The organism is Arthrobacter sp. JDC6 (genome assembly GCF_056484025.1).
Genome location: NZ_CM151278.1, coordinates 791,696 through 818,245 on the forward strand (window position 1 = coordinate 791,696; position 26,550 = coordinate 818,245).

Annotated in this window: 19 protein-coding genes; 12 read left to right on the plus strand and 7 right to left on the minus strand. The window is 65.9% G+C overall.

Annotated elements, in window-relative coordinates; translation table 11 throughout:
* Positions 1-4: 4 nt before the first annotated feature.
* Positions 5-1,456 (plus strand): aldehyde dehydrogenase (NADP(+)), encoded by a 1,452-nt coding sequence (locus ACV095_RS03640; RefSeq protein ID WP_018768933.1) that lies wholly within the window; start codon positions 5-7, stop codon positions 1,454-1,456.
* A gap of 78 nt (positions 1,457-1,534) precedes the next feature.
* Here the strand turns inward: ACV095_RS03640 and ACV095_RS03645 are convergent, their stop codons facing one another.
* From ACV095_RS03645 to ACV095_RS03660, 4 genes are read right to left on the minus strand one after another with little or no spacing between them, the layout of a single operon-like run.
* The gene (locus tag ACV095_RS03645; RefSeq protein WP_026265710.1) at positions 1,535-2,647 is read right to left on the minus strand and encodes a M24 family metallopeptidase; all 1,113 of its coding nucleotides are present in this window, start codon (positions 2,645-2,647) and stop codon (positions 1,535-1,537) included.
* Positions 2,644-4,689 (minus strand): DUF6807 family protein, encoded by a 2,046-nt coding sequence (locus ACV095_RS03650; protein WP_018768931.1) that lies wholly within the window; start codon positions 4,687-4,689, stop codon positions 2,644-2,646. Before ACV095_RS03650 ends, ACV095_RS03645 begins: the two co-directional genes overlap by 4 nt.
* A 30-nt stretch (positions 4,690-4,719) precedes the next feature.
* Entirely contained in the window at positions 4,720-5,841 is a 1,122-nt protein-coding gene (locus ACV095_RS03655; protein ID WP_134164128.1) for an acetylxylan esterase, read from the minus strand.
* A 54-nt stretch (positions 5,842-5,895) separates the two neighbouring features.
* Positions 5,896-7,164 (minus strand): ABC transporter substrate-binding protein, encoded by a 1,269-nt coding sequence (locus ACV095_RS03660; RefSeq protein ID WP_018768929.1) that lies wholly within the window; start codon positions 7,162-7,164, stop codon positions 5,896-5,898.
* A gap of 370 nt (positions 7,165-7,534) precedes the next feature.
* Here ACV095_RS03660 and ACV095_RS03665 point away from each other — a divergent pair, with 370 nt between their 5' ends.
* The 3 genes from ACV095_RS03665 to ACV095_RS03675 all read left to right on the plus strand — a co-directional run bounded on the left by ACV095_RS03665 (position 7,535) and on the right by ACV095_RS03675 (position 11,026).
* A complete protein-coding gene (locus ACV095_RS03665; RefSeq protein WP_018761806.1) occupies positions 7,535-8,479 on the plus strand; it encodes a carbohydrate ABC transporter permease in 945 nt (314 codons plus the stop codon).
* Positions 8,469-9,413 carry a carbohydrate ABC transporter permease gene (locus ACV095_RS03670; RefSeq protein WP_018768928.1) on the plus strand — a complete coding sequence of 315 codons (945 nt, stop codon included), beginning with the start codon at positions 8,469-8,471 and terminating at the stop codon, positions 9,411-9,413. Before ACV095_RS03665 ends, ACV095_RS03670 begins: the two co-directional genes overlap by 11 nt.
* Before the next feature lie 254 nt (positions 9,414-9,667).
* Complete coding sequence (locus ACV095_RS03675; RefSeq protein ID WP_026265709.1) at positions 9,668-11,026, plus strand: ABC transporter substrate-binding protein; 1,359 nt, start codon at positions 9,668-9,670, stop codon at positions 11,024-11,026.
* Positions 11,027-11,149: 123 nt separating this feature from the next.
* On the opposite strand, the gene ACV095_RS03680 is transcribed toward ACV095_RS03675, so the two are convergent.
* A complete protein-coding gene (locus ACV095_RS03680) occupies positions 11,150-13,201 on the minus strand; it encodes a beta-galactosidase (protein ID WP_478222924.1) in 2,052 nt (683 codons plus the stop codon).
* Between the two features lie 198 nt (positions 13,202-13,399).
* Between ACV095_RS03680 and ACV095_RS03685 the strand changes: the two genes are divergently transcribed.
* The 5 genes from ACV095_RS03685 to ACV095_RS03705 all read left to right on the plus strand — a co-directional run bounded on the left by ACV095_RS03685 (position 13,400) and on the right by ACV095_RS03705 (position 18,539).
* Positions 13,400-14,689 (plus strand): ABC transporter substrate-binding protein, encoded by a 1,290-nt coding sequence (locus ACV095_RS03685; RefSeq protein ID WP_478222925.1) that lies wholly within the window; start codon positions 13,400-13,402, stop codon positions 14,687-14,689.
* 45 nt (positions 14,690-14,734) lie between these two features.
* A complete protein-coding gene (locus tag ACV095_RS03690) occupies positions 14,735-15,688 on the plus strand; it encodes a carbohydrate ABC transporter permease (protein ID WP_018768924.1) in 954 nt (317 codons plus the stop codon).
* Positions 15,685-16,602 (plus strand): carbohydrate ABC transporter permease, encoded by a 918-nt coding sequence (locus ACV095_RS03695; RefSeq protein ID WP_056392638.1) that lies wholly within the window; start codon positions 15,685-15,687, stop codon positions 16,600-16,602. Before ACV095_RS03690 ends, ACV095_RS03695 begins: the two co-directional genes overlap by 4 nt.
* Positions 16,603-16,620: 18 nt before the next feature.
* Positions 16,621-17,256, plus strand: coding sequence for a hypothetical protein (locus ACV095_RS03700; protein WP_018768922.1), 636 nt, complete (start codon positions 16,621-16,623; stop codon positions 17,254-17,256).
* A gap of 107 nt (positions 17,257-17,363) precedes the next feature.
* Positions 17,364-18,539, plus strand: a complete 1,176-nt coding sequence (locus tag ACV095_RS03705) for an MFS transporter (RefSeq protein WP_018768921.1) — start codon at positions 17,364-17,366, stop codon at positions 18,537-18,539.
* On the opposite strand, the gene ACV095_RS03710 is transcribed toward ACV095_RS03705, so the two are convergent.
* Positions 18,526-21,792, minus strand: coding sequence for a family 78 glycoside hydrolase catalytic domain (locus ACV095_RS03710; protein ID WP_478222926.1), 3,267 nt, complete (start codon positions 21,790-21,792; stop codon positions 18,526-18,528). The two genes, ACV095_RS03705 and ACV095_RS03710, sit on opposite strands and share 14 nt — an antisense overlap.
* Before the next feature lie 5 nt (positions 21,793-21,797).
* Positions 21,798-23,006 (minus strand): Gfo/Idh/MocA family protein, encoded by a 1,209-nt coding sequence (locus ACV095_RS03715; RefSeq protein ID WP_478222927.1) that lies wholly within the window; start codon positions 23,004-23,006, stop codon positions 21,798-21,800.
* A 192-nt stretch (positions 23,007-23,198) separates the two neighbouring features.
* Between ACV095_RS03715 and ACV095_RS03720 the strand changes: the two genes are divergently transcribed.
* From ACV095_RS03720 to ACV095_RS03730, 3 genes are all read left to right on the plus strand, one after another.
* Complete coding sequence (locus ACV095_RS03720) at positions 23,199-23,921, plus strand: YesL family protein (RefSeq protein WP_223992630.1); 723 nt, start codon at positions 23,199-23,201, stop codon at positions 23,919-23,921.
* A gap of 124 nt (positions 23,922-24,045) precedes the next feature.
* On the plus strand, positions 24,046-25,575 hold the full coding sequence (locus ACV095_RS03725) for an extracellular solute-binding protein (protein ID WP_478222928.1): 1,530 nt from the start codon (positions 24,046-24,048) through the stop codon (positions 25,573-25,575).
* Complete coding sequence (locus tag ACV095_RS03730; protein WP_018768916.1) at positions 25,576-26,550, plus strand: ABC transporter permease; 975 nt, start codon at positions 25,576-25,578, stop codon at positions 26,548-26,550.

Sequence of the window (26,550 nt, forward strand, 5' to 3'; positions counted from 1 at the left end):
TGACGTGACAACTGCAACGCTTTCCCTGACAGAGCTCACCGCTGCGGCCACAGCAGCAGCCAGGATCTCGGCCGCAGCCCCTGACGCAGAGCGCGCCGGCTGGCTGAACGCGGTGGCTGACGCCCTGGACGCCAATGCTGCTGAACTGGTGGACATCGCGGACGCCGAGACCAGCCTGGGTGCCCCGCGGCTGACGGGGGAGGTGGCCCGCACCACCGGCCAGCTGCGCCTGTTCGCCCGGGTGATCACTGAGGGTTCCTATCTTGAAGCCATCATCGACCACGCGGATCCCGCTGCCACCCCGCCCAGGCCTGACCTCCGCAGGATCCTCAAGCCCATCGGCCCTGTTGCCGTCTTTTCCGCCTCCAATTTCCCGTTTGCCTTCTCCGTGGCAGGCGGTGACACCGCCTCGGCCCTCGCCGTCGGGTGCCCGGTCATCGTCAAGGCACACTCAGGCCACCTGCGGCTGTCCGAACGCACGGCGGAGATCGTGGCGGAGGCGCTTCGCGGCGCGGGTGCACCGGACGGCCTGTTCGCCCTGGTCCACGGCCGTGAAGTGGGAACAGCCCTGGTCCAGGACCCCGCCATCAAGGCCGTGGGCTTCACCGGGTCCATCCCCGGCGGCCGGGCCCTGTTCGACCTTGCCACCTCCCGCCCCGACCCCATCCCGTTCTACGGGGAACTGGGGAGCCTGAACCCCGTGGTCATCACCGCGGCGGCACTGGAGGCACGCTCCGCGGAACTCGCCGCCGGACTGGCGGGCTCCTTCACCCTTGGGGCGGGCCAGTTCTGCACCAAGCCGGGCCTGGTGTTCATCCCCGCGGGGACGCAGTTTGCCGGGGCCGTGGCGGAGGCCAGCAAGGACAAGCCAGCCCTGGGCATGCTCACCAGCCGGATCGCGGAAGCCTACCCGGACGGGTTGCGCGCCTTCGCGTCAGTCGACGGCGTGGAGGTGGTCAGCGGCACCGTGGACCAGGACGCGGCCGCCAACGGCGCCGCTCCGGTGGTCTTCTCCACCACCGCCGCCAAGGTGCTGGAACGCCCGGAGCAGCTGCTGGAGGAGTGCTTTGGCCCCACCACCATCCTCATCGAATACACGGGCCAGGACGAACTGTCCGCCGTCCTGGCCAAGGTCCCGGGGAGCCTGACCGGCACCCTGCACGCCCAGCCCGGTGAGGACATCGCAGGCCTGGTGGAGCAGCTGTCCGGACTTGCAGGACGCGTCCTGTTCGAAGGCTGGCCCACGGGCGTGGCCGTCAACTGGGCCCAGCAGCACGGTGGCCCGTACCCGGCCACCACGTCACTGTTCACCTCGGTGGGCGCGACGGCGGTCCGCAGGTTCCAGCGGCCGGTGGCCTACCAGGACGCCCCGGAGGCAGTGCTGCACCCGGCACTGCGTGAGGACAACCCCCTGGGCATCCCGCGCCGCGTGGACGGTGAACTGCAGCTTCCGTAAGCCAAGGGCCGGCAGGACCATCAACTAAGCCCCGGGACCGCAAGGTCCCGGGGCTTACGTGATGCCTGCAGAAGCGCCTTACAGCTGCAGCGTCACCGGCCGGTCCAGCCCATTCACGGTGGCCACAGGCCAGCGCGGGTCCACGGTGAGCACTCGAAGTCCGGATTCCGTGAGCTGTACCGTGTCTTCGATCTTGACGCCGGGGCCGGAAGGGTTCCAAGTGAAGGCCTGGTCCAGCACCACAGTGTCGGTGGCTTCGGATGTCACCCGCGGGTCACGGCCCGCGTAGCCGGCCGGACCACCCTGGTGGTGCTGCTCCCACTGGTCCGCCCCGAAACCGTGCCGCACGTAGGATGCCTGGATCTCGGCGAAAATCCTGTCCAGCCCGACTCCCGGGACGGTGGCGTCAAAAACATCCGCTTCCACTGCCGCGATGCGCGCCTCGGCGTCGCGCTCTTCCTGGGTGCCGGCGTCGAACCTGATCCAGCGGGTGATGTTGGCAACCAGGCCGTCGCGGCGGGCGCACACGACGGCCATGGCACGCCTGCCGAGGGGGGAGTGCGTGGCCAACGGGTGCCGGAAGGTGGTGCGGGAGCTGCCGTTGCACAGCAGGACCAGCGGCTCCGCGCCGGCGGCCACCACCCGGCCCGCCAGGGCCGAAACCAGCTCGAATTCCGTGGTGTCGGGGCGGGCGGCAGACAGGACATCGGTCATCATGGCGGCCAGTTCCGCGCTGAGGGTGGAATAGCGGGCGCTTTCAGCGGGAAGGAGCCGCTGGCGGGCGGCCCGCAGCTGCGAAGAGACGTCCGCTTCCGCCAGCGGCCGGGAGCCGTTTCCGACGGCGGCCGCGGCCTGGTGCAGGTTCCCGTACCAGGGCACGGTGTGCAGGTTGACGCCGCCGGGAAGCTCCTCGGCCGCGATCCTGCCGGCTTCGTTGTTGAACGTGACCAGGTGGTCGCCGTCCCGGTCCACCAGCAGGGCGGCGATGGGATCGCCGGCCAGGCTGATGTGGACGCGGCTGCCGTCCAGGTACCACGTCAGGGCGGTGTTCGTGGTGAGAAGCACGGAGTCATGCCCGGCGGCGTCGAGAATGTCCAGGACACGCTGGCGCTTGATGGCCCGGTCCGTCCTGGACCCGGGAGCCACCCGCGCCTCCCGCCCGGAAACGGCTGATGTTGTTGTTTGGCTCATGACGGCTCCCCCTGCTGGTTGGTCAAATCTTCGATGTCGGTTGTGGACAGGATTCCGTCGGCCACAAAGACGGTGACGCGCCGCCGCACGGGACTGCCCGGCCGGGCCATCACGGGGGCGTCCCATGCCAGGGACTGGCCCACTCCGGGGTAGCCGTCCACCCGGACAAACCAGGGATCCGTGGACCCTTCCGGTGCGACGAACACCAGGGTGGCGGGCCCGCCGTCGAACTTTCCTGACCAGGCGAGCCAGGGCGTGACGCTTCCGTGGGTCTCCGCCTCGCCGGAACCGGCGGGCGTCCAGACCGCGGCGTCACCGCAAGGGGGCAGGCGCCAGAAGAAGCCACCGTAACCGCCCTCGAAGCGTCCGTTCGATCCCGGGCTGCCCAGGCTGACCGGCTTGTCACCGGCGGGGGACAGCGCGAAGTCGAGGGACAGCCGCCAGATGGAGGGCGCGACGCCGGACCACGCCCAGGAGCGCTCCTCCACCAGGATGGGGGCACCGTCGGGCCCGTTCCAGTCCAGGGTTTCCTGGAGCTTGCCCGCACGCCCTTCGCCGGCGTCGGCCTGCACCGCCGTGGTGGCGGTGCGGACGATGCTGCCATGGTCAGGACGCCAGACGTACTGCCCGGCTTCCCGGGTATAGGTGCGGCCGCCCCAGAAATTCACCCCGTCCACGTCCTGCAGCGCCACCCCAACCCCCAGGTGCCACACGTGGTCCAGCGGCTGGTGGTCCGTCACCACGGTTCCGGCCAGTGTCCGGACCGGGTGCAGGTAGGGGCGGGGGGAGGACACTGCACGGATGTGGCTGCCGTCCTGGTAGTCCGCCACCGGGTGCCCGTCCAGGGTCAGGGTGCGGGCGGGCGGCAGGGTGCGGGCCCAGGGGACGCCGAGTTCGGCGAACGTTGCCTGCGCCTTGACGGCGCGGGCCATCAGGTCGGTGATGCCCGGGACCACGGGGTGGGCGTCGTCGCCCCCGCCCTCCCAGGAGACGTACCGGGCGTCGATCGGGGCCGGTGCCGGAGAGGTGCGGATGGCCTCCAGGACGGCAGTGAACGCGCCGGTGTCCTCAAGGGCGCAGAGCAGGGGAGCCCCCGTGGCCCGGGCCTCGAGCAGGTTCTCCAGCAGGTCCGTCCGCGCGTAGGTCTCCCGGCGCTCGCCGTCGGGCGTGGTGATGACCACCTCATCGCTGGTGTAGGAAAGGGTGATTTCACCCAGGGTTCCGTGCACGGTCACGGTGGGGTCCAGCTGTTCCGGGGCGCAGAGCGTGAGGGCGCACAGCAGCGTGGTTCCCTGGGAAGTGCGGACGCGCAGCACGGAGGTGTCGTCGCTTTCGGTCTGGTTGGCCCGGTACAGGTCCGTTTCCACGGAGGCAATGTCCGCCAGGGTGGGTGCCCCGGCCAGATGCAGGGCGGTGGCCACTGCGTGTGCCAGGGCATTGGTGGCCACGCCGTCCACCACGTCCACGCCGTCGAGGCTGCGCTTCCCGGCCCAGCGCGAGCGCTTGAAGTATGCCGTGGTCCGGAGCCACTGGCCGGTGGCGCTGATGCCCAGGACGGTGCCGATGTCCCCGGCGGCCACCAGGTCCCTGATGGCGGGCAGGGCGTGCGATCCCAGGCTCTGGAAGCCTACCTGGACCAGGCGGCCCGCTTTCCCGGCGGCTGCCAGCACGTCCTGGAACTGGGCGAGGGATGCTACCGGCGGCTTTTCCACATACACGTCCTTGCCCGCTGACAGGGCGGCGAGGGCCAGGGGAGCATGGGTCTGGATGGGGGTGGCAATGATGACGACGTCGACGCCCGGCTGGGCGGCCAGCAGCCCGTCCATGTCCGGGTACACAGCCACCGAACCGGCCAGGCTGCCGGGCTGCGGCGGGTTGGGATCGGCGACGGCCACCAGTTCAAGGGCGCCTGCCTGTTCAAGGCGGGCCAGGTTGGCAAGGTGCCGCTCGCCGAAGCCGTGCACGCCCACCAGGGCCACCCTGGGGAGGTCTGTGGACGGGGGCTGCCGGTGTGTGGATTCCGCCGAATGCTGTGTGGTCACGTGGGTCCTTGGGGAGGTTGTGGAAGAGGGTCAGAAGGCCAGCGTCTTGGCCAGGAACTCAAGGGCTTCGTCCTGCATGGGCGCGGTGAAGACGTGCCCGCCGGGCCAAAAGCTGCCCGTGTACCTGTCGGTGCCCCCGTACAGGGATTCCAGTATCCGGTGCGCCTGGCGCATTCCGTCTTCCGGAAAGAGATCGTCGGCCAGGGCGTACTGCACCAGGAACCGGGCGGCTCCTGCGCGGGCGGTGAGTTCGGGCCAGTCGCCCAGCTTCCACAGCCCGGGAGTCTGCAGCAGCCACGAATGGGCGTCCAGGTAGGCCGGGAGCAGGGACTCGAAGGTGGTCATCATGCAGGACACCACGGCGGCCCGGATACGCGGACTAAGGACTGCCAGGGCCAGGGAACGGCCGCCGCCGCCGGAGAATCCGATGCAGCCCAGCCTGTCCTGGTCGACGTCCGGCAGGGACGCCAGGATGTCCAGCGCGGCGAGGTCGTCGTGTGCCACCATGCCTGCCAGGCTGCTGCCGAGCAGCCCTGCGGCCTTGGCCACCGTGTCCTCGTGAAAGCCCGCAGCAGCGTTGTAATCGTCCGCGTCGGAAGGTACGACGCCGTCCTCCCGCCATTGTGCCCGCCGCGCGTCCAGTGCGGCGGAAGTGCGCCAGGGGGGAGCAGAAAGGTCGAATTTGCGGCTGCCCCAGGCGAAAGAGTCATGGGCCAGCACAGCGAAGCCGCGGCGAGCGGTGTCGGTGGCCAGGGCGTGGCCGTCGTAGTGGCCGGCGCGGGCTGCCGCCGCCGACGGATGGTTGTCCGGCAGTTCCACCAGCCGGTCGGCGCCGCCGAACTTGTTGCCGCCGTGGCAGTGCAGCGCCAGGACCCCCGGCAGGGGCCCGGAGCTTCCGGCCGGCCGGACCAGCCAGCCCGTGGTCCGTGGGCCGAAGCCCAACTGCCAGCTGAGCTGGGAGGTGGTGGCGCCGTCGTGCGTTTCCTCCCAGTGCACGGTTAGTCCGGAAGGTGCGCATGCGCCGGGAACACCCAAGGCGTCCGAGAACTCCTGCGCAGGAGGGGCCGAGGCCTGATGCCGTGGATGGTTCCGGACGTAGGCAGGCCAGTCTTCATAGCCGGCAATGGCACTGGGGCGTGCTGTCGGGGTCATCCAGCCTGCCTCCTTTCGGCGGTGATTCTGCTATTACAGCGCGGTCGGTCCGGTTCACGCGAGGTTCTGATTAACCTCGGAGATCATGCCCTTGGCTGCGTCCCTTGGGGAGATCTTCCCGAAGAGTACATCCGTGTTGTAACGGTTCAAAACTTCCAGGGTTGCGGATGATCCTGCCGGGAACGGCTTGGGGGCCTCGACCTTCAGGGCGGCGATGCGGTCCAGGTACGCTGCCTCCTTCTGCTGTGTTTCCTTGAGCAGGGGAGTGATGCCCGCCTTCAGCTCGGTGTTGGCAGGCATGCCCCGGTCGCTCTTGATCTTGGACGCTGCATCCATGTTGTTGACCAGGTAGTTGATGAAAAGGGCCGCTTCCTTGGGCTGCGCGGACTTGGACGAGATGGCGTATTCCATCGAGGACCGCAGCCAGGCGCCAGGCTGTTTGCTCTCACCCGGCAGCTTGGCCATGACCAGGGGTGCACCCGAGTAGGACGTCATCTGGTTGCTCCAGGAAATCTTCATGCCTTGTTTCCCCTGTCCCATCAGCGTCAGTTCCGGCTGCGCGGAACCGTCCTCAACGGTCTGGGACGCGGAGGGGGCGCCTCCGGTTTCCATCAGCTTCTTGTTGAGCTCAAACCACTTGGCGAGCGTGTCCTCGCTGATGCCCATTTTCTTGCCGTCGTCCGTGTAGAGCTCCTGGCCATTCTGGCGCGCCCAGACGGCAAGGAAGGAGTCGTTGGCCATGGGGGTCGTGCCGAAGGTGCCGGCGGGCGACTTTTTGGTGATTTCCGCGGCGATCCGCGCGTAGTCGTCCCAGGTCCAGGTTTCGTCGTCCGGCAGCGGCACCCCGGCGGCCTCGAAGACCTTGGGGTCCAGGACCATGGACATGGAGTTGACGCCCGCCGTAATGGTGTACTGCTTTCCGTTGATCTTGCCCAAGTCAACGGTCCCGTCGGCGAACTTCGAGGTGTCGATCTGGTCCTTGACCTTGTCGAGGTCCAGGAGGACGCCGCGGCTGGAGTATTCGCTGGGGTAGGCGCCGCTCATGGCGATCACGTCCGGGGTGGTTCCGCCGGCGATCTGGGTGGCCATCTTGTCCCAGTAGGAACTGAATTCGGTGTTCTCGCCCTGGACCTTGATGGTGGGGTTGGCGGCTTCGAAGGCTTTGATGACCTCCATGGTGGTCTTTGCCCTGGAGTCGTTGCCCCACCATGCGAACCGGATCGTGACGGGATCCTCCGCAGTCCCTACTTTCCCGGCCTGCGGGCTGTTGCCGCAGCCGGTAAGAACCATAGCCAGTGCGGCGGCGGCGCCGGTGATTCCCATTACCGATTTCCTGAGACCAAACCTCATTGTTGTCCCCTCATATTTGGTAGTCACGTCCCCCTGCCACATGTAACAGAAAACGTTTTCTCAAAACTAACAAAGGGCTGTACAGGAGTCAAGAAACCGTTTACTTTGGTACGGAGCCGCTTTCTAAAACGACGCTCCCGGCGGGCGGAACCGCTCCAGCCCTGGCGGGCATGCAGCGGGCCCGCAAAGGGAGTCCCGATCCCCCATCGCCTGGCGATGACCGAAACGTGGAGGCCACGATGACCGAAGGAGACCACATGGCCGCAAAACATATTCCCAGGACGCGCCGTCCGGCCCAGTTGCCGGCGGCAGCGTGCCTGCTGTCCGTGACGGAGCAGCAACCGTGAGCGCCATCAGCGAACTGTCTTCGCTGAGCCGGCGGAAGGGCAAAGCCACCGCTGAGGAGAAGAAGGCCAACAGGCGGGACAACAAGGCCGCCTACATCTTCCTGCTCCCGTGGCTGGTGGGCCTGGTGGCCATCACCATCGGCCCCATGTTGATGTCCCTCTACCTGTCCTTTACGGACTACAACCTGCTGCAGCCGCCTGAATGGACGGGGCTGGACAACTTCACCAGGATGCTCAGCGATGCCCGGCTGCACAACTCGTTGCGGGTTACGTTCACGTACGTCCTGGTGGGTGTTCCACTGCAGCTGGCTGTTGCACTGCTGATCGCGCTCGTCCTGGATAAGGGGCTCCGCGGCCTTCCGTTCTACCGCTCGGTGTTCTACCTTCCGTCGTTGCTGGGCGGTTCGGTGGCCGTCGCCATCCTGTGGAAGCAGATTTTCGGTACCACGGGCTTGGTCAACCAGGTGCTGGCCATGTTCGGGATCCAGGGTCCCGGCTGGATCTCGGATCCCAGCACCGCCCTGGGATCCATCATCCTGCTGCACGTCTGGACCTTTGGCGCTCCCATGATCATCTTCCTCGCGGGGCTGCGACAGATCCCAAATATGTACTATGAGGCGGCCAGGGTGGATGGTGCCACCACGCTGCAGCAGTTCTGGCGGATCACCATGCCGATGCTGAGCCCGATTATCTTCTTCAACCTGGTGCTGCAGATCATCGGTTCGTTCCAGTCCTTCACCCAGGCGTTCATCGTCTCCGGCGGCAACGGCGGACCTTCCGACTCGACGATGTTCTTCACCCTGTACCTCTACCAAAAGGGCTTCGGCCAGTTCGACATGGGCTACGCCTCAGCCATGGCGTGGGTGCTGCTGCTTATCATCGGCGTTTTCACTGCCATCAACTTCATCGCTTCTAAGTATTGGGTTTTCTATGACGACTAAGCTTGAGACGCTGCCCACCCCGGAGAAGAAGTCCGGGGGCGCCGGCAAGCCTACGAACCGCAAGCCCAGGGTCCGCGAGTCCCGGGGAACCCTGGCCTTCAGCCGTGCCCAGCGCAGCAAATCGCTGATGAAGCACGGCATTCTGATCCTCGCCGGCACGCTGATGATCTACCCGCTGCTGTGGATGGTGGTGTCCTCGCTGCGCCCGAACGAGATGATCTTCCGTGAACCGGGCCTGTGGCTGAACAGCCTGGAAATGAGCAACTACACGTCCGGATGGTCGGCCCTGACCCATCCGTTCGGCCACTACATGATCAACTCCGCGATCGTGGTGATTGGATCGATCCTGGGCAACCTGGTCTCATGCTCGATGGCTGCCTACGCGTTCGCCCGCCTGCAGTTCACCGCCAAGAAGCTGTTCTTCGGCATCATGCTGCTGACCATCATGCTCCCGTTCCACGTGGTGATCGTTCCGCAGTACATCCTGTTTTCGCAGATCGGCTGGGTGAACACCTTCTGGCCGTTGATCGTCCCCAAACTGCTCGCCACGGATGCGTTCTTCGTCTTCCTCATGGTGCAGTTCATCCGCGGCATCCCCAAGGAGCTTGACGAGGCCGCCAGAATCGATGGAGCCGGCCACCCGCGCATCTTCCTTCGCGTGATTCTGCCGCTGATGGTGCCGGCCCTGGCCACCACCACCATTTTCACCTTCATCTGGACCTGGAACGACTTCTTCGGCGCCCTGATCTACCTCACGGACCCGGACATGTTCACGGTTCCGGTGGCCCTGCGGGCCTTCGTGGATTCGCAGTCGGCCACGAGCTGGGGCTCCCTGTTTGCCATGTCCATCGTGTCCCTGCTGCCGGTTTTCCTGGTCTTCCTCTTCGGCCAGCGGTTCCTCATCAAGGGCATCGCCACCACCGGAATCAAATAACGGCAGGCCTCGCCCGTCGCCGCGCTACCACCCTGCACTATCTGTTCGAACGGCCCGTCGCCAGCGACGGGCCGTTCGTGCGTCACAGGACGGGCGCAGTTCGTCCGCATCTTGTAATACAAGTAATGAACTTGTAGCATTAGGTACAGAAAGCGCTTTCGCGGACTGTGGCCGGCCTTCGAAACCTCGACGGCTATGCCACCGGCCAGCCCCAACATCACCGCACCTGGATCAAAGAAGATCGGAGTCAAACAGTGCCGCTATTTCCCCGTCCTGCATCCGCTGCCAAGCAGCCGGCAGGGGTACCACCTTCACGCCCATTGCGCCGAACCCGTACAGCAGGTGCGGTCGCCGCTGCCGTCGCCGCCGTCCTTGCCCTCAGCGCCTGCGGCGGGGGAGCCACTCCCCAGAACGCTGACGGAACCGTTGAGCTTCGCTTCTCCTGGTGGGGCGGCGACAAACGCGCCCAACTGACGCAGGAAGCCATCAAGCAATTCGAAGCCGAAAATCCCAAGATCAAGATCAAGCCGGAGTTTGGGGACTGGAGCGGCTACTGGGACAAGTTGGCCACGCAGGTGGCAGCCAACGATGCCCCGGACATCATTCAGATGGACGAGAAGTACATCACGGAGTACTCCAGCCGCGGCGCCCTTCTTGACCTGTCCAAGTACGACATCGACACGTCCAAGCTGGACGAGGCAGCACTCAACGCAGGCAAGGGCGAGAAGGGGCTGACGGGGATTGCCGCCGGCATTAACGCGGCCACCATCCTGGCCAATCCTGCCGTCTTCCAGGCTGCCGGGGTTCCGCTCCCGGACGATAGCAAGTGGACCTGGGACGACTTTGGCCGCATTGCCGCTGAGATCACCGCCAAGTCGCCCAAGGGGACCTACGGCGCTGCAGCCTATGGAACTGACGAGGCGTCCCTGGGTGTCTGGCTTCGGCAGAACGGCAAATCCCTGTATACCTCCGATGGAAAGCTGGGCTTCGAGCCGAGCGATATCGCCGAGTGGTGGGCATTCCTGAAGCAGCTGAGCCAGAAGAAAGCAGTCCCATCCGCGTCCGAGGTAGTGGAAGCCGAGGCTGCCCCGCTTGACCAGAGCGGATTGGCAACAGGCAAGAACGGAATGGCCTTCTGGTGGTCCAACCAGGCGCCGGCCCTGGAAAAGGCAAGCGGCGGGGACCTGAAGATCCTGCGGTTCCCCACCAAGACCGGCTCTGCCGCTGATGCAGGCCTCTGGTACAAAGCGTCGCAGTTCTGGTCAGCTTCCTCGCGCACCAAGCACCCGCAGGAAACGGCCAAGTTCATCAACTTCCTGACCAACAATGTCAAAGCCGGCGAGGCCCTCCTCGCTGACCGGGGTGTCTACCCCAACTCCGACGTGCGGGCCGCGATCCAGCCGAAACTCACCCCGGCCGATGTCAAGGTGGTCAAGTTCATCGACCAGATCAAAGACGAGCTCGGCGAGGCGCCGGCGCCGCCGCCGAAGGGAGCCGGTGCCATCCAGGAGATCATCAAGCGTTACACCTCTGAGGTCCTCTTCGAGCGCTTGTCCCCGGATGATGCCGGCAAGAAGGCCACCGACGAGATGAAGTCGGCCATCAGCAAGTAGGACTCCACACCGCCAACACGGCTCCGGACAACATGGGTGGGTGCCTCCCCACCCAGATGTCCGACGGCGGGTGGCAGCTCCGCCCCGGCGGGAACCGATGGTTCCTTTCCGGGGCGGAGTTGTTTAAAGCGCAGTTGTACGGCTGCCGGCTTGCTGCGCCTGGCTTTCAGCCACCACTGCGACGCCGCCGGCAGGAACTGTACCCGGAAACTGCTCACCGGTCAGCAGGTCCACACCGGCGGCTGTGACGGCGGCATCCGCCCGCGTGTGGTTGATCGCGAAGAGGAAGCTGCGCCCGTCGGCGGACCGGCGTCGCACCACTTCCACCCCGGGATCGGCAGTGGCAACGGCGGATACGCCTGATTCGGCCAGCAGTTTGTCAACCAGGGCCTCAATCCCGTCGGCATCGGGGAACGTGGCCAAGTACCAGGCAGCCCCGGAACCCACGGGCCGGCGGGTGAGGGAAGGGATGCCCTCCAGTGGGTATTCGGTGAAGGTCTGGATGGCCTCGGCGCCGGCAAGGTGCAGGTGTTCGCTCCAGACGGATGACACAGTGCCGTCGCCCAGCTTCAGCTGCGCCCCGGCCAGCAGCGGATGGAACTCCTCCACGCTTACGCCCAGGAGCTCACGGAAGGCGCCCGGATAGCCGCCCAGCCGCACATGGTCCTGCATGTCCACGATCCCGCTGAAGTAGCTGACCAGCACCGTTGCGCCGGAGTCGGCCGCAGCGGCGACATTGTCAGCGGACTCATCGGACACGGCGTACAGCGTGCACACCAGCACCAGGTCGTAGCCTTGCAGTGACGTTGACGGATGCACCAGGTCCACGGAGACTCCGCGCAGGACCAACGACCGGTGGAACGCCCGCAGCAGGTCCAGGTACTTCACGTCGATGCTCGGCTTGGAGTCGATCTCAGTGGCCCACCAGGCCTCGTAGTCGAACACAATGGCGGTACGCGACTGGACCCGCGAACCGCGCACGGGTTCGAGGCGTTTCAGTGCCGCGCCGAGCTCCACCACCTCACGCCACACCCGCGTGTCCCGTCCGCCGTGCGGGACCATCGCTGAATGGAATTTCTCGGAGCCCACATAGCTCTGCCGCCATTGGAAGAACATCACGGCGTCGGCCCCGCGTGCCACGTGCGACAGTGAATTGCGCAGCATCTCGCCGGGCATCTTGGGCTGGTTGCGCGGCTGCCAGTTAACGGCCGACGTCGAATGCTCCATCAGGATCCACGGGTCGCCCCCCGAGATACCACGGGTGAGGTCCGCGCTGAACGCGAGTTCCAGGTGGCGTTCCGGGTCCGCGGCCACAAGGTAGTGGTCGTTGGCGATGACGTCCAGGTCTTTGGCCCAGCTGAAGTAGTCCATGGATTTGGTGGCACTTGAGGCCATCAGGTTGGTGGTGCAGGGGATGTCCGGGGTCACCTCGCGAAGGACGGCCACCAGCTCCCGGTAGTAGTCCATCAGCGCCCACGAGTTGAACCGCTGAAAGTCCAGTTGCTGGCCCGGGTTCAGGGTGGACGGGGCGACGGCGGGCGGCAGGATTTCGTCGAAGGAGCCGTAGTTCTGGGACCAGAATGCCGTGCCCCAGGAGGCGTTCAAGGCATCGATGCTCCCGTACCGGCGTTCGAGCCAGGCGCGGAAGGCGGCTGCGTCCTCTTCCCCGTAGAACTCCGAGACGTGGCAGCCCAGTTCGTTGTCAACGTGCCACAGCGCCAGCGCGGGGTGGTTCTTGTACCGTTCGGCGAGTGCGCGCGTGATCCCGGCGGCGTAGCGGCGGTACACGGCCGACGACGGCGTGTAGTGCCGCCGTGAGCCTGGTCCCAGCACGGTCCCGTCAGCCGTTACCGGCAGGATTTCCGGGTGTTTGCGGACCAGCCAGGCGGGAGGCGCGGCGGTGGCGGTGGCCAGGGCCACTTTTACGCCGACCCCGGCGAGGTTGTCCATGACTTCGTCCAGCCAGCCGAACTCGTAGTGCCCTTCCGCGGGTTCCAGCAGGGCCCAGGAGAAGATGCCGATGCTGAGGAAATTCACGCCCGCTTCCTGCATGAGTTCCAGATCCTCCAGCCGGACACCCGCGGGCCATTGCTCGGGGTTGTAGTCGCCCCCGAATGCGATGCCCCCGACGTTGCTCCAAACTTTGGACGGGCGGGTGCTTTCCTGCTGTGTCATGGGACTCCTTTGTCGACTGAGGTGCTGCCTTACAGTGAGGAAACGCTTTCTTGGAAAACGCTTGCCTGTGGGCTTGGAAAACGCTTGCCCATTGCTCCGAATGCAGCTATTGTATCGTTTCAGACGCCATGTTAGCCAGCTCACTACTTACGTTGTAGACCGAGCCGGGCCAGGCACCCGTAGAGCAAGGAGGCTCCCGTGATCAACAGAAGGCATTTCCTCACAACCGTGGCCATCGGCACCGCATCTGCCGCAGCCCTGGCAGCCTGTGGGAACGGAGGCAGCTCGTCCGGCCAGACCGGATCCGCTGAAAAACCCGTGACCATCAACTACACCTGGTGGGGCAACGACGACCGCGCCGAGCGGACCCGCAAAGCCATCGCCCTGTTCGAGTCGAAGAACCCGGACATTAAGGTCAACGGCAACTTCACGGACTTCGCCGGCTACTGGCAGAAGCGCGCCACCGAAGCGGCAGGCGGCGGCCTGCCTGACGTGATGCAGTGGGACCTGTCCTACCTGCGCGATTACGGCCAGCGCAACCAGCTCCTGGACCTGGGCACAGTGAAGATCGATACCTCCGCGTTCGAGAATTCACTCCTGCCGTCCGGCCAGATCAAGGGCAAGACCTACGGCATCCCCACCAGCACCAACGCCTTCGCGGTCTACTACGATCCCGCCAAGCTGGCTTCCCTGGGCATCGCCGAACCCACCGGTAAGTGGACCTGGTCCGAATTCCAGGCATTCCTGAAGGAAGTTGGGGACAAAGGCAACGGCACCCTGTACGGCTCCACGGACTTCACCGGCGTGTGGTGGCAGTTCAACATTTGGCTCCGGCAGAAGAACATCCAGGCTTTCACCAGCGACGGGAAGCTGGGATTCAGCAAGGACGACCTGAAGACCTGGTGGAACCTCAACTCGAAGCTGCGCGGCACCCAGGCCCTCGTGCCGGAAGACCGGGTAACCCAGCTCAAGCCCAAGTCGCCGTTCGGCTCCAACGTCAGTGCCGCCGAGGTTACCTGGGACAACTTCATGGCCGGATACCTGGCCGACAGCGGTGCCAAGCAACTCAAGCTGGTACCGGTACCCTCGGACGACCCGAACAACCTGGGCCTGTTCCTGAAGCCGTCCATGCTGATGGTGGCCAGCGCCAAGACCAAGTTCAAGGACGCTGCCGCACGCTTCATCGATTTCATGGTCAACGACCCCGAGGTGGGCCAGATCTTCAAGACCTCCCGCGGCGTTCCGGCCTCCAAGACCCAGCGCGACGGCACCACGTTCGATGGCGCCGACAAGCTGGTGGTTGATTACGAGAAGTCCATCGAGCAGTACCTCAAGGACGCACCCGAGCCGCCCATCGTTGGTTTCGGCACGCTCGAAGCGTCGTTCGGCCGGATCGCCTCCGACCTCAACTACGGCAAGCTCACCGTTGACGGTGCCGTCGACGCGTGGTTCAAGGAAGCCGAAGACCTCATCAAGCAGAATGCCTGATCCGGCCAGTGCCGATCGAGTGTTCACGACTGACGGATTGAACTCGTGACTCAAAGCCCAACCCTGAGCAGGCGCCAGGGGCACTCCGGTACCGCGCTGCCGCGCAAGTCGCGGCAGCGCGGGGCGGATGCCCGCGCCGGTTACACCTTCCTGCTGCCCTGGCTGCTGGGTTTCATCGCCCTGACGGTCGGGCCGATGATCTCCTCGCTGTACCTGTCGTTCACCAACTACAACCTGTTCGAGCCGCCCAAGTGGATCGGCTTCGACAACTACGCCACCCTCTTCCAGGACGAGCGGTTCCTGCAGTCCGTGGGCGTGACCCTGTCCTACGTGGTCTTCGGCACCCCGCTCAAGCTCGCCGCGGCCTTGGCGGTGGCGATGCTGCTGAACAGCAAGCGCCGCGGCCAGGGCTTCTACCGGTCGGCTTTCTACGCCCCGTCCCTGATTGGGGCCTCGGTGTCCATCGCGATCGTCTGGAAGGCCATGTTCGGCGATTCCGGACCCGTTGACCAGGGCCTGTCCTTCTTCGGGATCAACATCGGCGGCTGGGTGGGGAATCCGTCCATGACCATGCCCATGATGATCCTGCTGACCGTGTGGCAGTTCGGCGCCCCGATGGTGATCTTCCTGGCCGGCCTGAAGCAGATCCCGGGCGAACTCTACGAAGCAGCATCGATGGACGGTGCCGGTCCTGTCCGGAAGTTCTTCAACATCACCTGGCCCATGCTCTCCCCGGTGATCTTCTTCAACCTCCTGATGGAAACCATCCACGCGTTCCAGATCTTCGCGTCGGCGTACATCATTTCCAACGGTGAAGGCGGCCCCGCCGGATCCACCCTCTTCTACACCCTCTACCTGTACCTGCGGGGCTTCAGCGACTTCCGGATGGGCTACGCCTCAGCCATGGCATGGTTGCTGGTGATCGTGGTAGGCATCATCACCCTGATCTTCTTCCGCACGTCCAAGTCCTGGGTCCACTACAGCGGTGATGCAAAATGACAACCACGGCAACCCCCGTCCAGCCGGCCCCGGGCGCCACCGCCCCGGCCTACAACCCGAAATCCGAATCCAGCAGCGCAAAACGCGCCAAGAGCACCATCTTCCACGCCGCAGCGCTCGTGCTGACCTGCGTGGTGCTCTACCCGGCCCTGTGGATGATCGCCTCCGCGTTCAAACCCAACTCGGAAATCGGCGGCCAGAACACCTCGCTGTGGTCCAACAACTTCAGCCTTGACAACTTCGCCACCGCGATGGACGGCATCGGCGGGGTCTCCACCCTGCAGTTCTTCACCAACTCGCTGATCCTGGCCGTCGGCGCCGTCGTGGGCACCATCCTCTCAGCGAGCGTGTCCGCCTACGCCTTCGCCCGGATCAAGTTCCCCGGACGCAGCGTGTTCTTCGGCATGATGATCGCCACCTTGCTGCTGCCGTTCCACGTGGTGATCATCCCGCAGTACATCATCTTCCAGCAGCTCGGACTGGTGGACACCTACGTCCCCCTGCTCATCGGCAAGTTCCTCGCCGGAGACGCGTTCTTCGTGTTCCTCATGGTCCAGTTCATGCGAAACCTCCCCGCCGAACTCGACGAAGCAGCCCGCATCGACGGCGCAGGGCACGTCCGGATCTTCACCTCCATCATGCTGCCCCTGATGAAACCGGCCCTGATCTCCACCTCGATCTTCTCCTTCATCTGGAGCTGGAACGACTTCCTGGGCCCGCTGCTCTACCTGAACACCCCCGACAAATACCCGCTGCCCCTGGCCCTGCGCCTCTTCGTGGACCAAACCCAGTCTTCGGACTACGGCGCCATGATCGCCATGTCCGTCCTGGCCCTGCTCCCCGTGCTGATCTTCTTCCTGATCTTCCAGCGGTACATCGTCGAAGGCGTTTCCACCCAGGGCCTCAAGGGCTAACGGTCAACGGAGAGAAAAATGAGCATCATGGACAGCACCACACCGGCAGCCCACCAGCACGAGCCCATCCCGGTGAACAGGTTTGCCCTGTTCTCCGAAACCCTCCTGGCAGGACTGCTGGTGCTGGTGCTGTCCATCCCGCTGGTCACCATCCCCGCCGCCTACGCCGCCGGCATCGCCCACCTGAAACGCCACCTGGCGGGCCGGGATGATTCGGTCCGCGGACTCTGGAGCCTCTTCAAGGAGGCCCTGCCGGGCAGCTGGAAGCTGGGCCTCACGACGGCGGCAGCCGCCGTCGTGATTGTCCTCAACCTCCTGCTGGCCTGGGTGGGACAGCTTCCCGGCCGTGGTGTGGTGCTGCCTGCCACCCTGGTCCTGGCGGCCGGGGCGGCGATCGTGCTGCTCCGCACCGCCTCCGCCTGGTCCGACGGCCAGCCCACCGGCGCCACCGGCAACAACATGTGGCACCAGGCCCTCCGTACCGGCAAGGACATCTCCCTGCGCGACTGGACCGGTTCGCTGCTTCTTGCGGCCGCGCTGTTCTGCGCAGTGGTGTTCGTCTGGATGCTTGCGGCGCTCTTCGTGGTGGTCCCCGGCACCCTGATCCTCGCCGCGGCCGCAGTCAAACTCCGTTCCCACCGCACCCTCCGGTAGCTGTGCCTTCCCGACGAACCCGTTCCGGACCCGCCGCCAGTCCCGGTACCACCCGGGCCCGCTGGTACCACCCCCTCAGCCAACACAATTACCGTCTGTTCCTGGCCATGCAGCTGGCCGGGAGCCTTGGCGTGTGGATGCAGCGGCTGGCGCAGGACTGGCTGGTGCTGCAGCTGACCGGAAGCCCCGCGGCGGTGGGGGCCGCCGTCGCCCTGCAGTTCCTGCCCATGCTGGTGGTGGGCCCGCTGGCCGGACTGGTGGTGGACCTCTTCCCCAAGCGCCGGATCATGATGGTGTGCCAGTCCGTCATCGTGCTTCTGGGCCTTGGGCTGGCGGCATGGGCGGCAAGCGGCACCCTGACCGTCTGGGTGGTCTACGGCAGCTGTATCGCCCTGGGCGTCACCGCCGCAGTGGACCAGCCCACCAGGCAGGTCTTCGTCAATGAAGTGGTGGGCGACGCCGCCCTGCGCCCGGCGATCGGACTCAACAACGCCCTGTCCCAACTGGGCGCCATGGCCGGGCCTGCGCTGGGCGGCATCGTGATTGCGCAGGCAGGACCGGCGGCCGCGTTCGCTTTGAATGCGTTGATCGGGGTTGTGGTGCTCGGCCTGATTGCCGGCATCCGGTTGCACGAACTGCACCCCGGCGCACCGGCCGAAAGGGGCCGGGGCCAGGTCCTTGCCGGCTTCCGGTATGTCCGGGAGAGGCCGCGCCTGCTGCTCCTTATTGTGTTGGCCGGGCTGCTGGGCGCCTTTGGCATGAACGGGCCGGTGGTCCTTGCCGCCTTTGCCGAGCGGGTGTGGCACAACGGGGTGGAAGGCTTTGGCCTGTTCAACACGGTCAGCGCCTTGGGCGCACTGGCAGGCGCACTCCTGGCGGCACGGCTGGGCAGCATGGGCCGAAAGGGCATCGTGGCCGCGGCGGCCCTCTTCGGGTTGTCCCAGCTGGTGGCCGCGCTCATGCCCACCCTGGTGCTGTTCGTGGCGATGCTGCTGGTGGTGGGTGTGATGACGCTGCTGTTCCTGACCTCCGCCGCCACGGCCGTCCAGCTCGAAGCCGGTCCCGCTATCCGCGGCCGGGTGATGGCCCTGTATTTGCCGCTCCTGCTGGGCGGGCATGCCTGCGGCGGCCTCCTGGCCGGCTGGCTGACCGAGCAGTTCGGTGTCCGGGCCGGGCTGGTGGTCACCGGCTGCCTGGGCATGCTGTCCGCCGTGGTCATCGGCTTCCTGCTCTGGCGGCACGGGCGGCGCACCCGTCCTCCCGTGGCAACTACCGGGCCGTAAACGTCCAGGTGCCGGTGTGCACGCGGAATTCCCTGGCGGCGCCGGCCGCTGCGAGCAACGGGACGGAAGGTACGACGACGGCATCCGCGGAGGGCCCCTTCACCCCGTAGGCGCCGTCGGGCAGCCGGACGATTGCCGTGGTTCCGGGTGGAATGGTGCATTCCAGTTCCACCAGGCCGCCGCGCCGGTGCCAGCCGGCCTGAACGTATCCGTTGCCGGTAGGGACGCTGCCGCGGGCATGCTCCAGCCGGCAGAGCGGTGGTTCGACCACTACTTCGGTGCCGCCGGCCACGGCGTACCGGATGCCGAGCAGGTGCTCAAGGATCTCCTTGAGCACGGACGCGGACCAGGCATGCGACTGGCTGTAGTCGCTGCCGTCAACCAGGTCCCACGCCTCCCACGTGAAGGTGGCCCCGCGGTCCAGGAGCCGTGCCCAGCCGGGCTGCCCCTTGCCGGAGAGCAGGTCCAGCACGGCGTCCGTCATGCCCTGGTCCACCAGCGCGCGGACCAGCCGGTGGACCGTCATGGGTCCCTGCCGCATTCCCATTCCGGCAATCCGGGCGGCATCCGCAGCAGCATAGGCGGGGTCAGTGATGCCGAGCGACAGCGGGAAGGACGTGGCGTGCTGGGCAGCGTGGGAACTGGGTGTCCCGTCCTCGTGGAGCCCGTCCACCATCACCCCGCCAACGCGCAGCCGGCTGCGGATGGCCGCTGCCAGCGAACGGGCGGCGGTGGCGTAGCAGACGGCTGAGTCTTCCTCGCCGGCCGCGCCGCAGAGCCGGGCGGTGGACACCAGGGCCGAGTAGGCCTGGGCGTTGACGGTGGTTTTGGCCGCGCAGTCCATGTCGTAGCCGAACCGGCCGGGCGCCGGCCAGTCGACGATGCCGTGCAGGTAGGGTCCGGAGCCGCCGCCCAGCCTGGTGACCAGTCCCGCCGTCGGGCCCTCCGCCGGAATGTACCGGAGCGCATAGTCGGCCGTGTCGCGCAGGTGCGGCAGCAACTCCCGGACCAGGGCAAGGTCACCCGTGCGCAGGTGATACTCCTCCGCCCATTCCGGCAGCATCAGTGAAAAATCGGGGATGTCGCGCTTCCCGTCGCCGTTGGGATAGACAGCGTTGTAGCGCCCCTTCTCTTCCCCGTCATGCCAATAGCGGCAGGCTGACCAGGCGAACTCCCGGAGCGCCTGCGCCGTATAGGCGTGTTCGCCGAACAGCGCCATGGTGGCATAGGAAATGTTCGCGGCGTCGGCCAGGAACTGGCCTTTTTCCCGGGTGGGAGTGTCCACGAACTGTTCCTGGATGCCATGCAGCGCAGAATCGCGGAGCAGGCCGAACACCGCGTCCAGGGTTGGGTCCGAACTGCTGAAGCTGCCCTCGGCGGGGTGGCTGGCATGGACGGTAGCGGCGCCAACGCGTGAGACTTCCGCGGCATCCACGCCGGGAAGCTCCAGGTAACGGAAGCCCAGATGCACTGAGGCCCGGTACTGCTGGGGCCCGGAAGCCTGGGTGTAGGGGAAGGACATGTCGGTGTTCTGGCTGGCGGTCTTCCCGGCGTCCACCCTGCCATCGGGGCGCAGGACGTAGCCGGCCCGGAGCATCACGGTGCGCCCGGGCACCCCGTCCAGGAAGTCCACCTCCGGCCGCGCGGCGATGACCTGGCCAAAGTCGGCAACCATTGTGCCGTCGTCGGCCATCAGGAACTGCCGTGGCGCCACGAACCCGCCGGCAAGGAAGGTCCTGCGGGGGTGCAGCCGGGGAAAGTCCGACGACGGGTGGCCGGCAATGGGGATGGCGGCCGGCAGGTCAAAAGCCGCGTCAAGGGACGCGGCTGCCTGTCCGTCGAGGTGCTCGACGGGATCGCCCTCGTCGTTGCGGTAGCCGGCCTGGCGGTACGGCGCCTCGCCGGCGGACCAGCCAGGGCCCGAGGTAAGGATTTCCCGGCGCCCGTCGTCGTAGTCCACGGTGAGCCGGATCAGGAGGCCGGGGATGCCGGCGGCGCGGCCTTGGCCCGGGCCGTACCAGTGAAGCAGGGCCGTCACCGGCACGGGCGTGTCCGTGGGGTGTCCGGCGAGGAGCTCCGTAAGGTCGGCGGCGTCGTAATAGCCCTCGCCGGGGTAGCCGAACGAGGTGGTGCTGAGGCAGTGCGTTCCTGCCACGGAGAACTGGGCGTGATGGTGGGCTGCGGCGTAGAGCCGGGCACGCCGCACGGTCCCGCCGAGTGTGAAGGTGGTCCGGAACAGGGTCCACTCATCCGGCTGGCGGTGAAGGGTGGTTCGGGGCCAGTGCGCCAGGCATGCCAGGGCCTGGTCAGCGTCCGTGTCGAAACGGTGGTCCAGCAGCAGGTTTTCGCGTCCACCGGCAGTCCCGGCGACGCGCAGGGAGGCGTACTCGGCCTGGCTCCGCGGGCCCTGGTGCAGCGCAAGCATGGCTGCGCCGCCTTCGTCAACAGGGAGGTCAACCGCCAGCAGTTCGGCGCCGTCCACGGCGACGCGGATGATCCGGCCATCATCGCTGACCGCAAGGTTCCGCCAGGCGCCGCCGGACGCCGCGTTGGTGGCCTGGGCGCTGGCTATTAATGCCGTCTCCGGAGCCGCGGGGGAGGGGATCTCCCATGCCGGGGCGTGGCGGAGCACCACTTCCCCCGTGGCACCCAGTTCCAGCAGCAGGCCGGTTCCGGGGCAGCTGCTGCGCAGGAGCAGGCCGGCCCGGCCCATCACGGGGCGTACCCGGGCCTCAAGCCGGAAGCTGGGCAGCGCAGGGCAGGGAACAGGGAGGAAGGGGGAACCTGCCACCCGGAGTGCGTGGTCGAGCACTTCCAGCGGGGCCCGTCCACCCGGGGCCCGTCCCATCCAGCCGGCCCGCCACGAACTGTCCGTGAGGCCGGTGCTGAAGGGCTGGAGGGCGGACCAGGGACCGGGGACACCGGTGGCGTCCCGGATGCGCACGCGCCAGGCGTAGTCGGTGTCCTCGTCAAGGCGGGAACCGCCGTACGGAACGCCACGCTGGGAGGAGGCCGGCACCTGCCCCGAGTTCCACAGCACGGCGCCCAGGGCATCCTGGACCTCAAGCTCGTAGCCGGTCTGCCGCGCAAGGGCGGGATCGCCGTCGTCGTCCTGCCCCAGCTGCCAGCTGAACTGAGGTGACAGTGCGGCGGTCAGGCACGAGGCAAGCCCGTCCGTCAGGAGGTTGATGGCGTGGAGCTGCCCTGCGTCTTCCGAAATCGCTGCGGCCTCGCGGTCTGGGGCTTCCTCCACGCCCCTCATGAGGCCGGGATTTCGAAGAAAGTTGGTTTGGCGGCAGCCCAGGGGAGGCCAAGCTCACTGAACGTGGCATGCTGCCGGCCCGCGCGCTCCAGGGCGTCCTCGATGCCAACCACCACGGCATGGGCTGCATCGCCTTCGCCTTCCCATCGGACATGCGCTGGATCGATGGGAACGGGAAGCGGTGCTGTCCTGACGGCCTCAAGCACCAGCATGAACGCCCCGCTGTCCACCAGGCTGCTGATCAGCGGAACGCCGTGGGCCCGGTGGGCCAGGAGGTTCTCCGTCAGGTCGTCGCGGCCGTAGGTCTCCTCCGTGCGCCCGGACGCCGTCTCGATGGTGAGCCGGTCCTCGGTGTAGTGGAACACCGCACTGCCGGCCGAGCCCTGAAGGGTGACATAGGGCTCCACGGATTCCGACGCGCAGATGGTCAGGGCGCAGGTGATCGGCAGGCCCGTAGCGGTGCGGATCCGGATCACGGACGTGTCATCCGACTCGATGTCGTTGGCACGGTACAGCTCGGTCTCCACGGAAGCGAGGTCCGCGGTGGTGCGCGCCCCGGCGATCCGCAGCGCGGTTGCCACGGCGTGCGCAAGTGGATTGGTGGCAACACCATCCACCACGTCCACCCCATTGATGCTCCGTTTTCCCGCCCAGCGGGAGCGCTTGAAGTAGGCCTTGTCCCGCACCCAGCGGCCGGTGGCGGAGATGCCTTCCAGGGTTCCGATGGTTCCGGCGGCAACCAGTTCTTCGATGGCTTTCAGGGCGTGCGAGCCGAGGCTTTGAAAGCCGATTTGTACCTCCCGGCGCGGTTGCGATGCCGCCGAACACAGCCGGTTGAAGTCCACGAGGGAGGCCACGGGAGGCTTCTCCAGGTACAGCTCAGCGTCCGTTGAGAGGGCGGCCAGGGCCAGCGGGGCATGGGTCTGGATGGGCGTAGCCACAATGATCAGGTCCAGGTCCCGGGTCGCCTCGAGGAGGTCATCGAGCCCCTGGTAAACAGCGGCCGCCGGCGGGACGGCGCCGGGTGCCGGCGGCTGCGGGTCCGCCACGGCCACCAGTTCAACGCTCCCGGCCGCCTGGAGGCGTTCGAGGTTCCGAAGGTGATGGGTGCCAAAGCCGTGCACCCCCACCAGGGCAATCCTTGCCGCAGCAGGTGCGGTGACTGTCCCGGCGCCGCCGCCGGCGGCTTCCGTTGCTGTTCCCAATGGTTCTCCGTTCTGCCCGGGCACCGGCCTGCGGGTACCAGCATCGAGGTGCGCAGCAGTCCAGCAAGCGCTTTCCACCTTTTAGTGTGCGGTATGCAGGCGTCCCCCGTCCAGCTATGTAACGATTCAAAATTCCGCTTGACCCGGGTGTGGAGGGAGGGCTAGATTTTCGAGGAACCGATTACTGGCGTGATGCGGACCACTTTCCGCTTCGCCTCTGCAACGATGGAGAAGGGGGATTGCGGCATGCTGTCCGGAACCTTGAGTGCGCGCGCCTACTCATTTTTTGACACGCTCGTATGGATAGCCTGCCTCAATCTGCTGTGGATCGCCTTCACCGTTCTGGGTCTGGGGGTCTTCGGTGCTGGACCGGCTACTGCCGCCGCCCAGATTGCGGTGCGCAAGCGGGCCGCTGGGGACGCCGCTCCTCTGCTGCGTGGCTTCACCGCCGCATACTTCCGGAGCTTCCCCAGGGCGAACATGCTTTCACTCCCGGTCATGGCCATCGCAGCGGCGCTTGTCCTGAACTGGAACTACTTCTCCCGGGGCGCAGGCCTCTTTTCGCAGCTCATGGCGGCCGGCATTTTCGTTGCGGCGATCTTCGTGGCCGGTGCCGCCTGCTATGTGTTCCCCATGTATGCGCGGTATGAGCTCCCAATGGCGCAGTACCTGCTGGTGTCCTCCCGGTTTGCGGTGCGGCACCTGGCGGGAACGGTGATCCTGCTCTTTGTTTCGGCCGCGGTGGTTTATGCCAGCGGCAGCCTTCCGGGCCTGATCCCGTTCTTCAGTATCGGCGTCTGGCTCTACCTCACCGGCTGGTTGTGTGACCGCTTCTTCACCGCCAATGACGCGGCCGTAGCAGCTGTGGCGGAACCAGCCGTCCCGCCAGCCCTCCAGCAGGCCTCGACTGCCTGACTTCCCCCGGGCAGCCGGCCGCTTGCATTGATGTGGCCCAGACCTGCCCGGACACGTGACTGAAACGTATCAACAAGGGGCGGAACAACCCCCAAGTACCCCAACGAAGTGGAAAAGGAAGAATATGATCCGCAGGAAACTTTCCCTGGCCGCCGCCGTCGTCACCGCCACGGCACTGAGTCTCACGGCCTGCAGCGGGAGCAACACTCCCGCTGCGGACCTCACCTCGGTCTCCATCATGGCCCCGTTCCTGGAGGCGCAGCCGCCAGCAGCGGACGGCGCGGTCCAGAAGAAGCTGGAAGAACTGACCGGCAAACAGGTCAAGATCAACTGGGCCCCCAACGCCTCCTATGAGGACAAGACCAACATCACGCTGGCCGGATCCGACATCCCGCAGGTCATGGTGATCCAGGGCAAGACACCCGGCTTTGTGAAGAACGCCCAGGCCGGCGCCTTCTGGGACCTCACGGACAAGCTGGACAAGTACCCCAACCTCAAGACAACTCTTCCGGACATCCAGAAGAACGCCAGCGTCAACGGCAAGGTCTTTGGGGTATTCCGGGGCCGCGCCCCCATGCGTACGGCCGTCATGTTCCGGCAGGACTGGCTGGACAAGCTGGGTCTCCAGCCGCCCAAGACCGCGGAGGACCTGTACAAGGTGGCCAAGGCCTTCACCGAGCAGGACCCGGACGGCAACGGCCAGAACGACACCTACGGCATCACCATCCCTAAGTGGGGTGCGCTGGGCACCAACAGCCCCTACGACGTGATTGAGGAGTGGTACGGCGCGGGGAACCGCTGGACGGAGCGGGACGGGAAACTCATCCCCAGCTTCGAAACGGACGAATTCCTCGAGGCGGACCGGTTCATCAAGAAGATGGTGGACGAAAAACTCATCAACCCGGACTTCGCCACCTTTGACAGCACCAAGTGGAACGAACCGTTCTTCAACGGAAAGGGCGGCATCATTGTCGACGTCGATTCCCGGGTGAGCGTGCTGATCAACCTGTTCAAGCAGGCAGACCCCAACAACTTCCAGAACAAGGTGGGCTTCGTGGGCAACCTCGAAGGACCCGACGGCGAACTGCACGCGCACCCCACCGACGGCTACTCAGGATTCCTGGCCATTCCCAAGGCCAGTGTCAAGAGCGAGGCCGAGCTGGGCAAGGTCCTGCAGTTCCTGAACACCATGAACGGCAAGGACGTGGCCGTCCTGCTGAACAACGGCATCGAAGGCGTGAACTTCACGGTGGAGGACGGCAAAGCGGCCACCATCAAGCCCGAGACCGCTGAGGGCAAGGCTGTGACCACCGATATCAAGAGCTACGCGCAGCTTGGCATGAATGTGGCGGGCAACCAGTTCTACCCGGTCAAGCAGCCCACCGACTACGAGCAGCAGGTGTTCGACAAGCGCACCGAAGTGATGGCGGAAGACTTGAAGAGCGCCGTCTACAACCCGGCCGCCCCCTACGTCTCAGAAACCTACGTTGCCAAGGGTGCGCAGCTGGACAACATTGTGGCCGATGCGCGCATCAAGTACCTCGCCGGCCAGATCGATGAGCAGGGCCTCAAGGACGCCATCAAGCTGTGGGGCACCAGCGGCGGCAACAAGGTCAAGGAAGAGATCAACAAGCTGTGGCAGGACAACAAGTAAATGGCAGCCCCTGTCATTGACACCCTCGCCGGGGAGCAGACGCGCGGGAATGCCACCGCTCCCCGGACCGGGGGCAGGTTCTCTGTCCATTTCGCCCACTACAAGTGGCTGTACCTGCTGCTCCTGCCCGGTGTGGTGTACTTCGCGGTGTTCCGCTACGCCCCCATGTACGGGGTGTCCATCGCGTTCAAGGATTACGTCCCGTTCCTTGGCGTGAACGGCAGCCCCTGGGTGGGATTCCGGAACTTCGAGGACTTCTTCGCGAACCCCGACTTTCCCCGGCTGCTGGGCAACACCCTGATCCTGGCCTTCCTGAACCTGGGCGTGGCCTTTCCGCTGACCATCATCCTGGCGCTGCTGCTCAACGAGGTCCGGCTGTCCATCCTGAAGCGTACGGTCCAGACGCTGGTGTATATCCCGCACTTCCTGTCCTGGACCATCGTGGCATCGCTGAGCTTCCTGCTGTTCGCGTTGGATATTGGCCCGCTGTTCCAGCTCCTGAACAACGTCCTGGGCACCCACATTGATTTCCTGTCCGACCCCGCGTGGTTCCGGCCCCTGATCGTGCTGCAGGAAATCTGGAAAAACACGGGCTGGGGGACCATCATCTTCCTGGCGGCTCTGTCCACCGTGGACCAGGACCAGTATGAGGCGGCGATCATCGACGGCGCCGGCCGGTTTCGGCGGGTCTGGCACATCACCCTTCCCGCGATCCGTTCCACGATCATCGTGATGCTGATCCTGGCCATCGGGCAGATGCTCAACACGGGCTTCGAGCAGATCTACCTGATGACCAATGCCCTGAACCGGGAAGTGGCGGATGTCTTTGACACCTACGTCTACTTCGTGGGCATCACCCAGGGTGCCTACAGCTACTCCACCGCGGTGGGCCTGTTCAAATCCCTGGTGGGCATTTTGCTGATCTTCGGCACCAACGCCCTGGCCAAGCGATTCAACCAGAGCGGACTGTTCTAG

Coding starts and splice junctions, on each gene's coding strand:
- ACV095_RS03645 (WP_026265710.1), bottom strand. CDS start 2,647: ATGAGCCAAACAACAACATCAGCCGTTTCCGGGCGGGAGGCGCGGGTG.
- ACV095_RS03655 (WP_134164128.1), bottom strand. CDS start 5,841: ATGACCCCGACAGCACGCCCCAGTGCCATTGCCGGCTATGAAGACTGG.
- ACV095_RS03660 (WP_018768929.1), bottom strand. CDS start 7,164: ATGGGAATCACCGGCGCCGCCGCCGCACTGGCTATGGTTCTTACCGGC.
- ACV095_RS03670 (WP_018768928.1), top strand. CDS start 8,469: ATGACGACTAAGCTTGAGACGCTGCCCACCCCGGAGAAGAAGTCCGGG.
- ACV095_RS03680 (WP_478222924.1), bottom strand. CDS start 13,201: ATGACACAGCAGGAAAGCACCCGCCCGTCCAAAGTTTGGAGCAACGTC.
- ACV095_RS03695 (WP_056392638.1), top strand. CDS start 15,685: ATGACAACCACGGCAACCCCCGTCCAGCCGGCCCCGGGCGCCACCGCC.
- ACV095_RS03700 (WP_018768922.1), top strand. CDS start 16,621: ATGAGCATCATGGACAGCACCACACCGGCAGCCCACCAGCACGAGCCC.
- ACV095_RS03705 (WP_018768921.1), top strand. CDS start 17,364: ATGCAGCTGGCCGGGAGCCTTGGCGTGTGGATGCAGCGGCTGGCGCAG.
- ACV095_RS03720 (WP_223992630.1), top strand. CDS start 23,199: ATGCGGACCACTTTCCGCTTCGCCTCTGCAACGATGGAGAAGGGGGAT.
- ACV095_RS03725 (WP_478222928.1), top strand. CDS start 24,046: ATGATCCGCAGGAAACTTTCCCTGGCCGCCGCCGTCGTCACCGCCACG.
- ACV095_RS03730 (WP_018768916.1), top strand. CDS start 25,576: ATGGCAGCCCCTGTCATTGACACCCTCGCCGGGGAGCAGACGCGCGGG.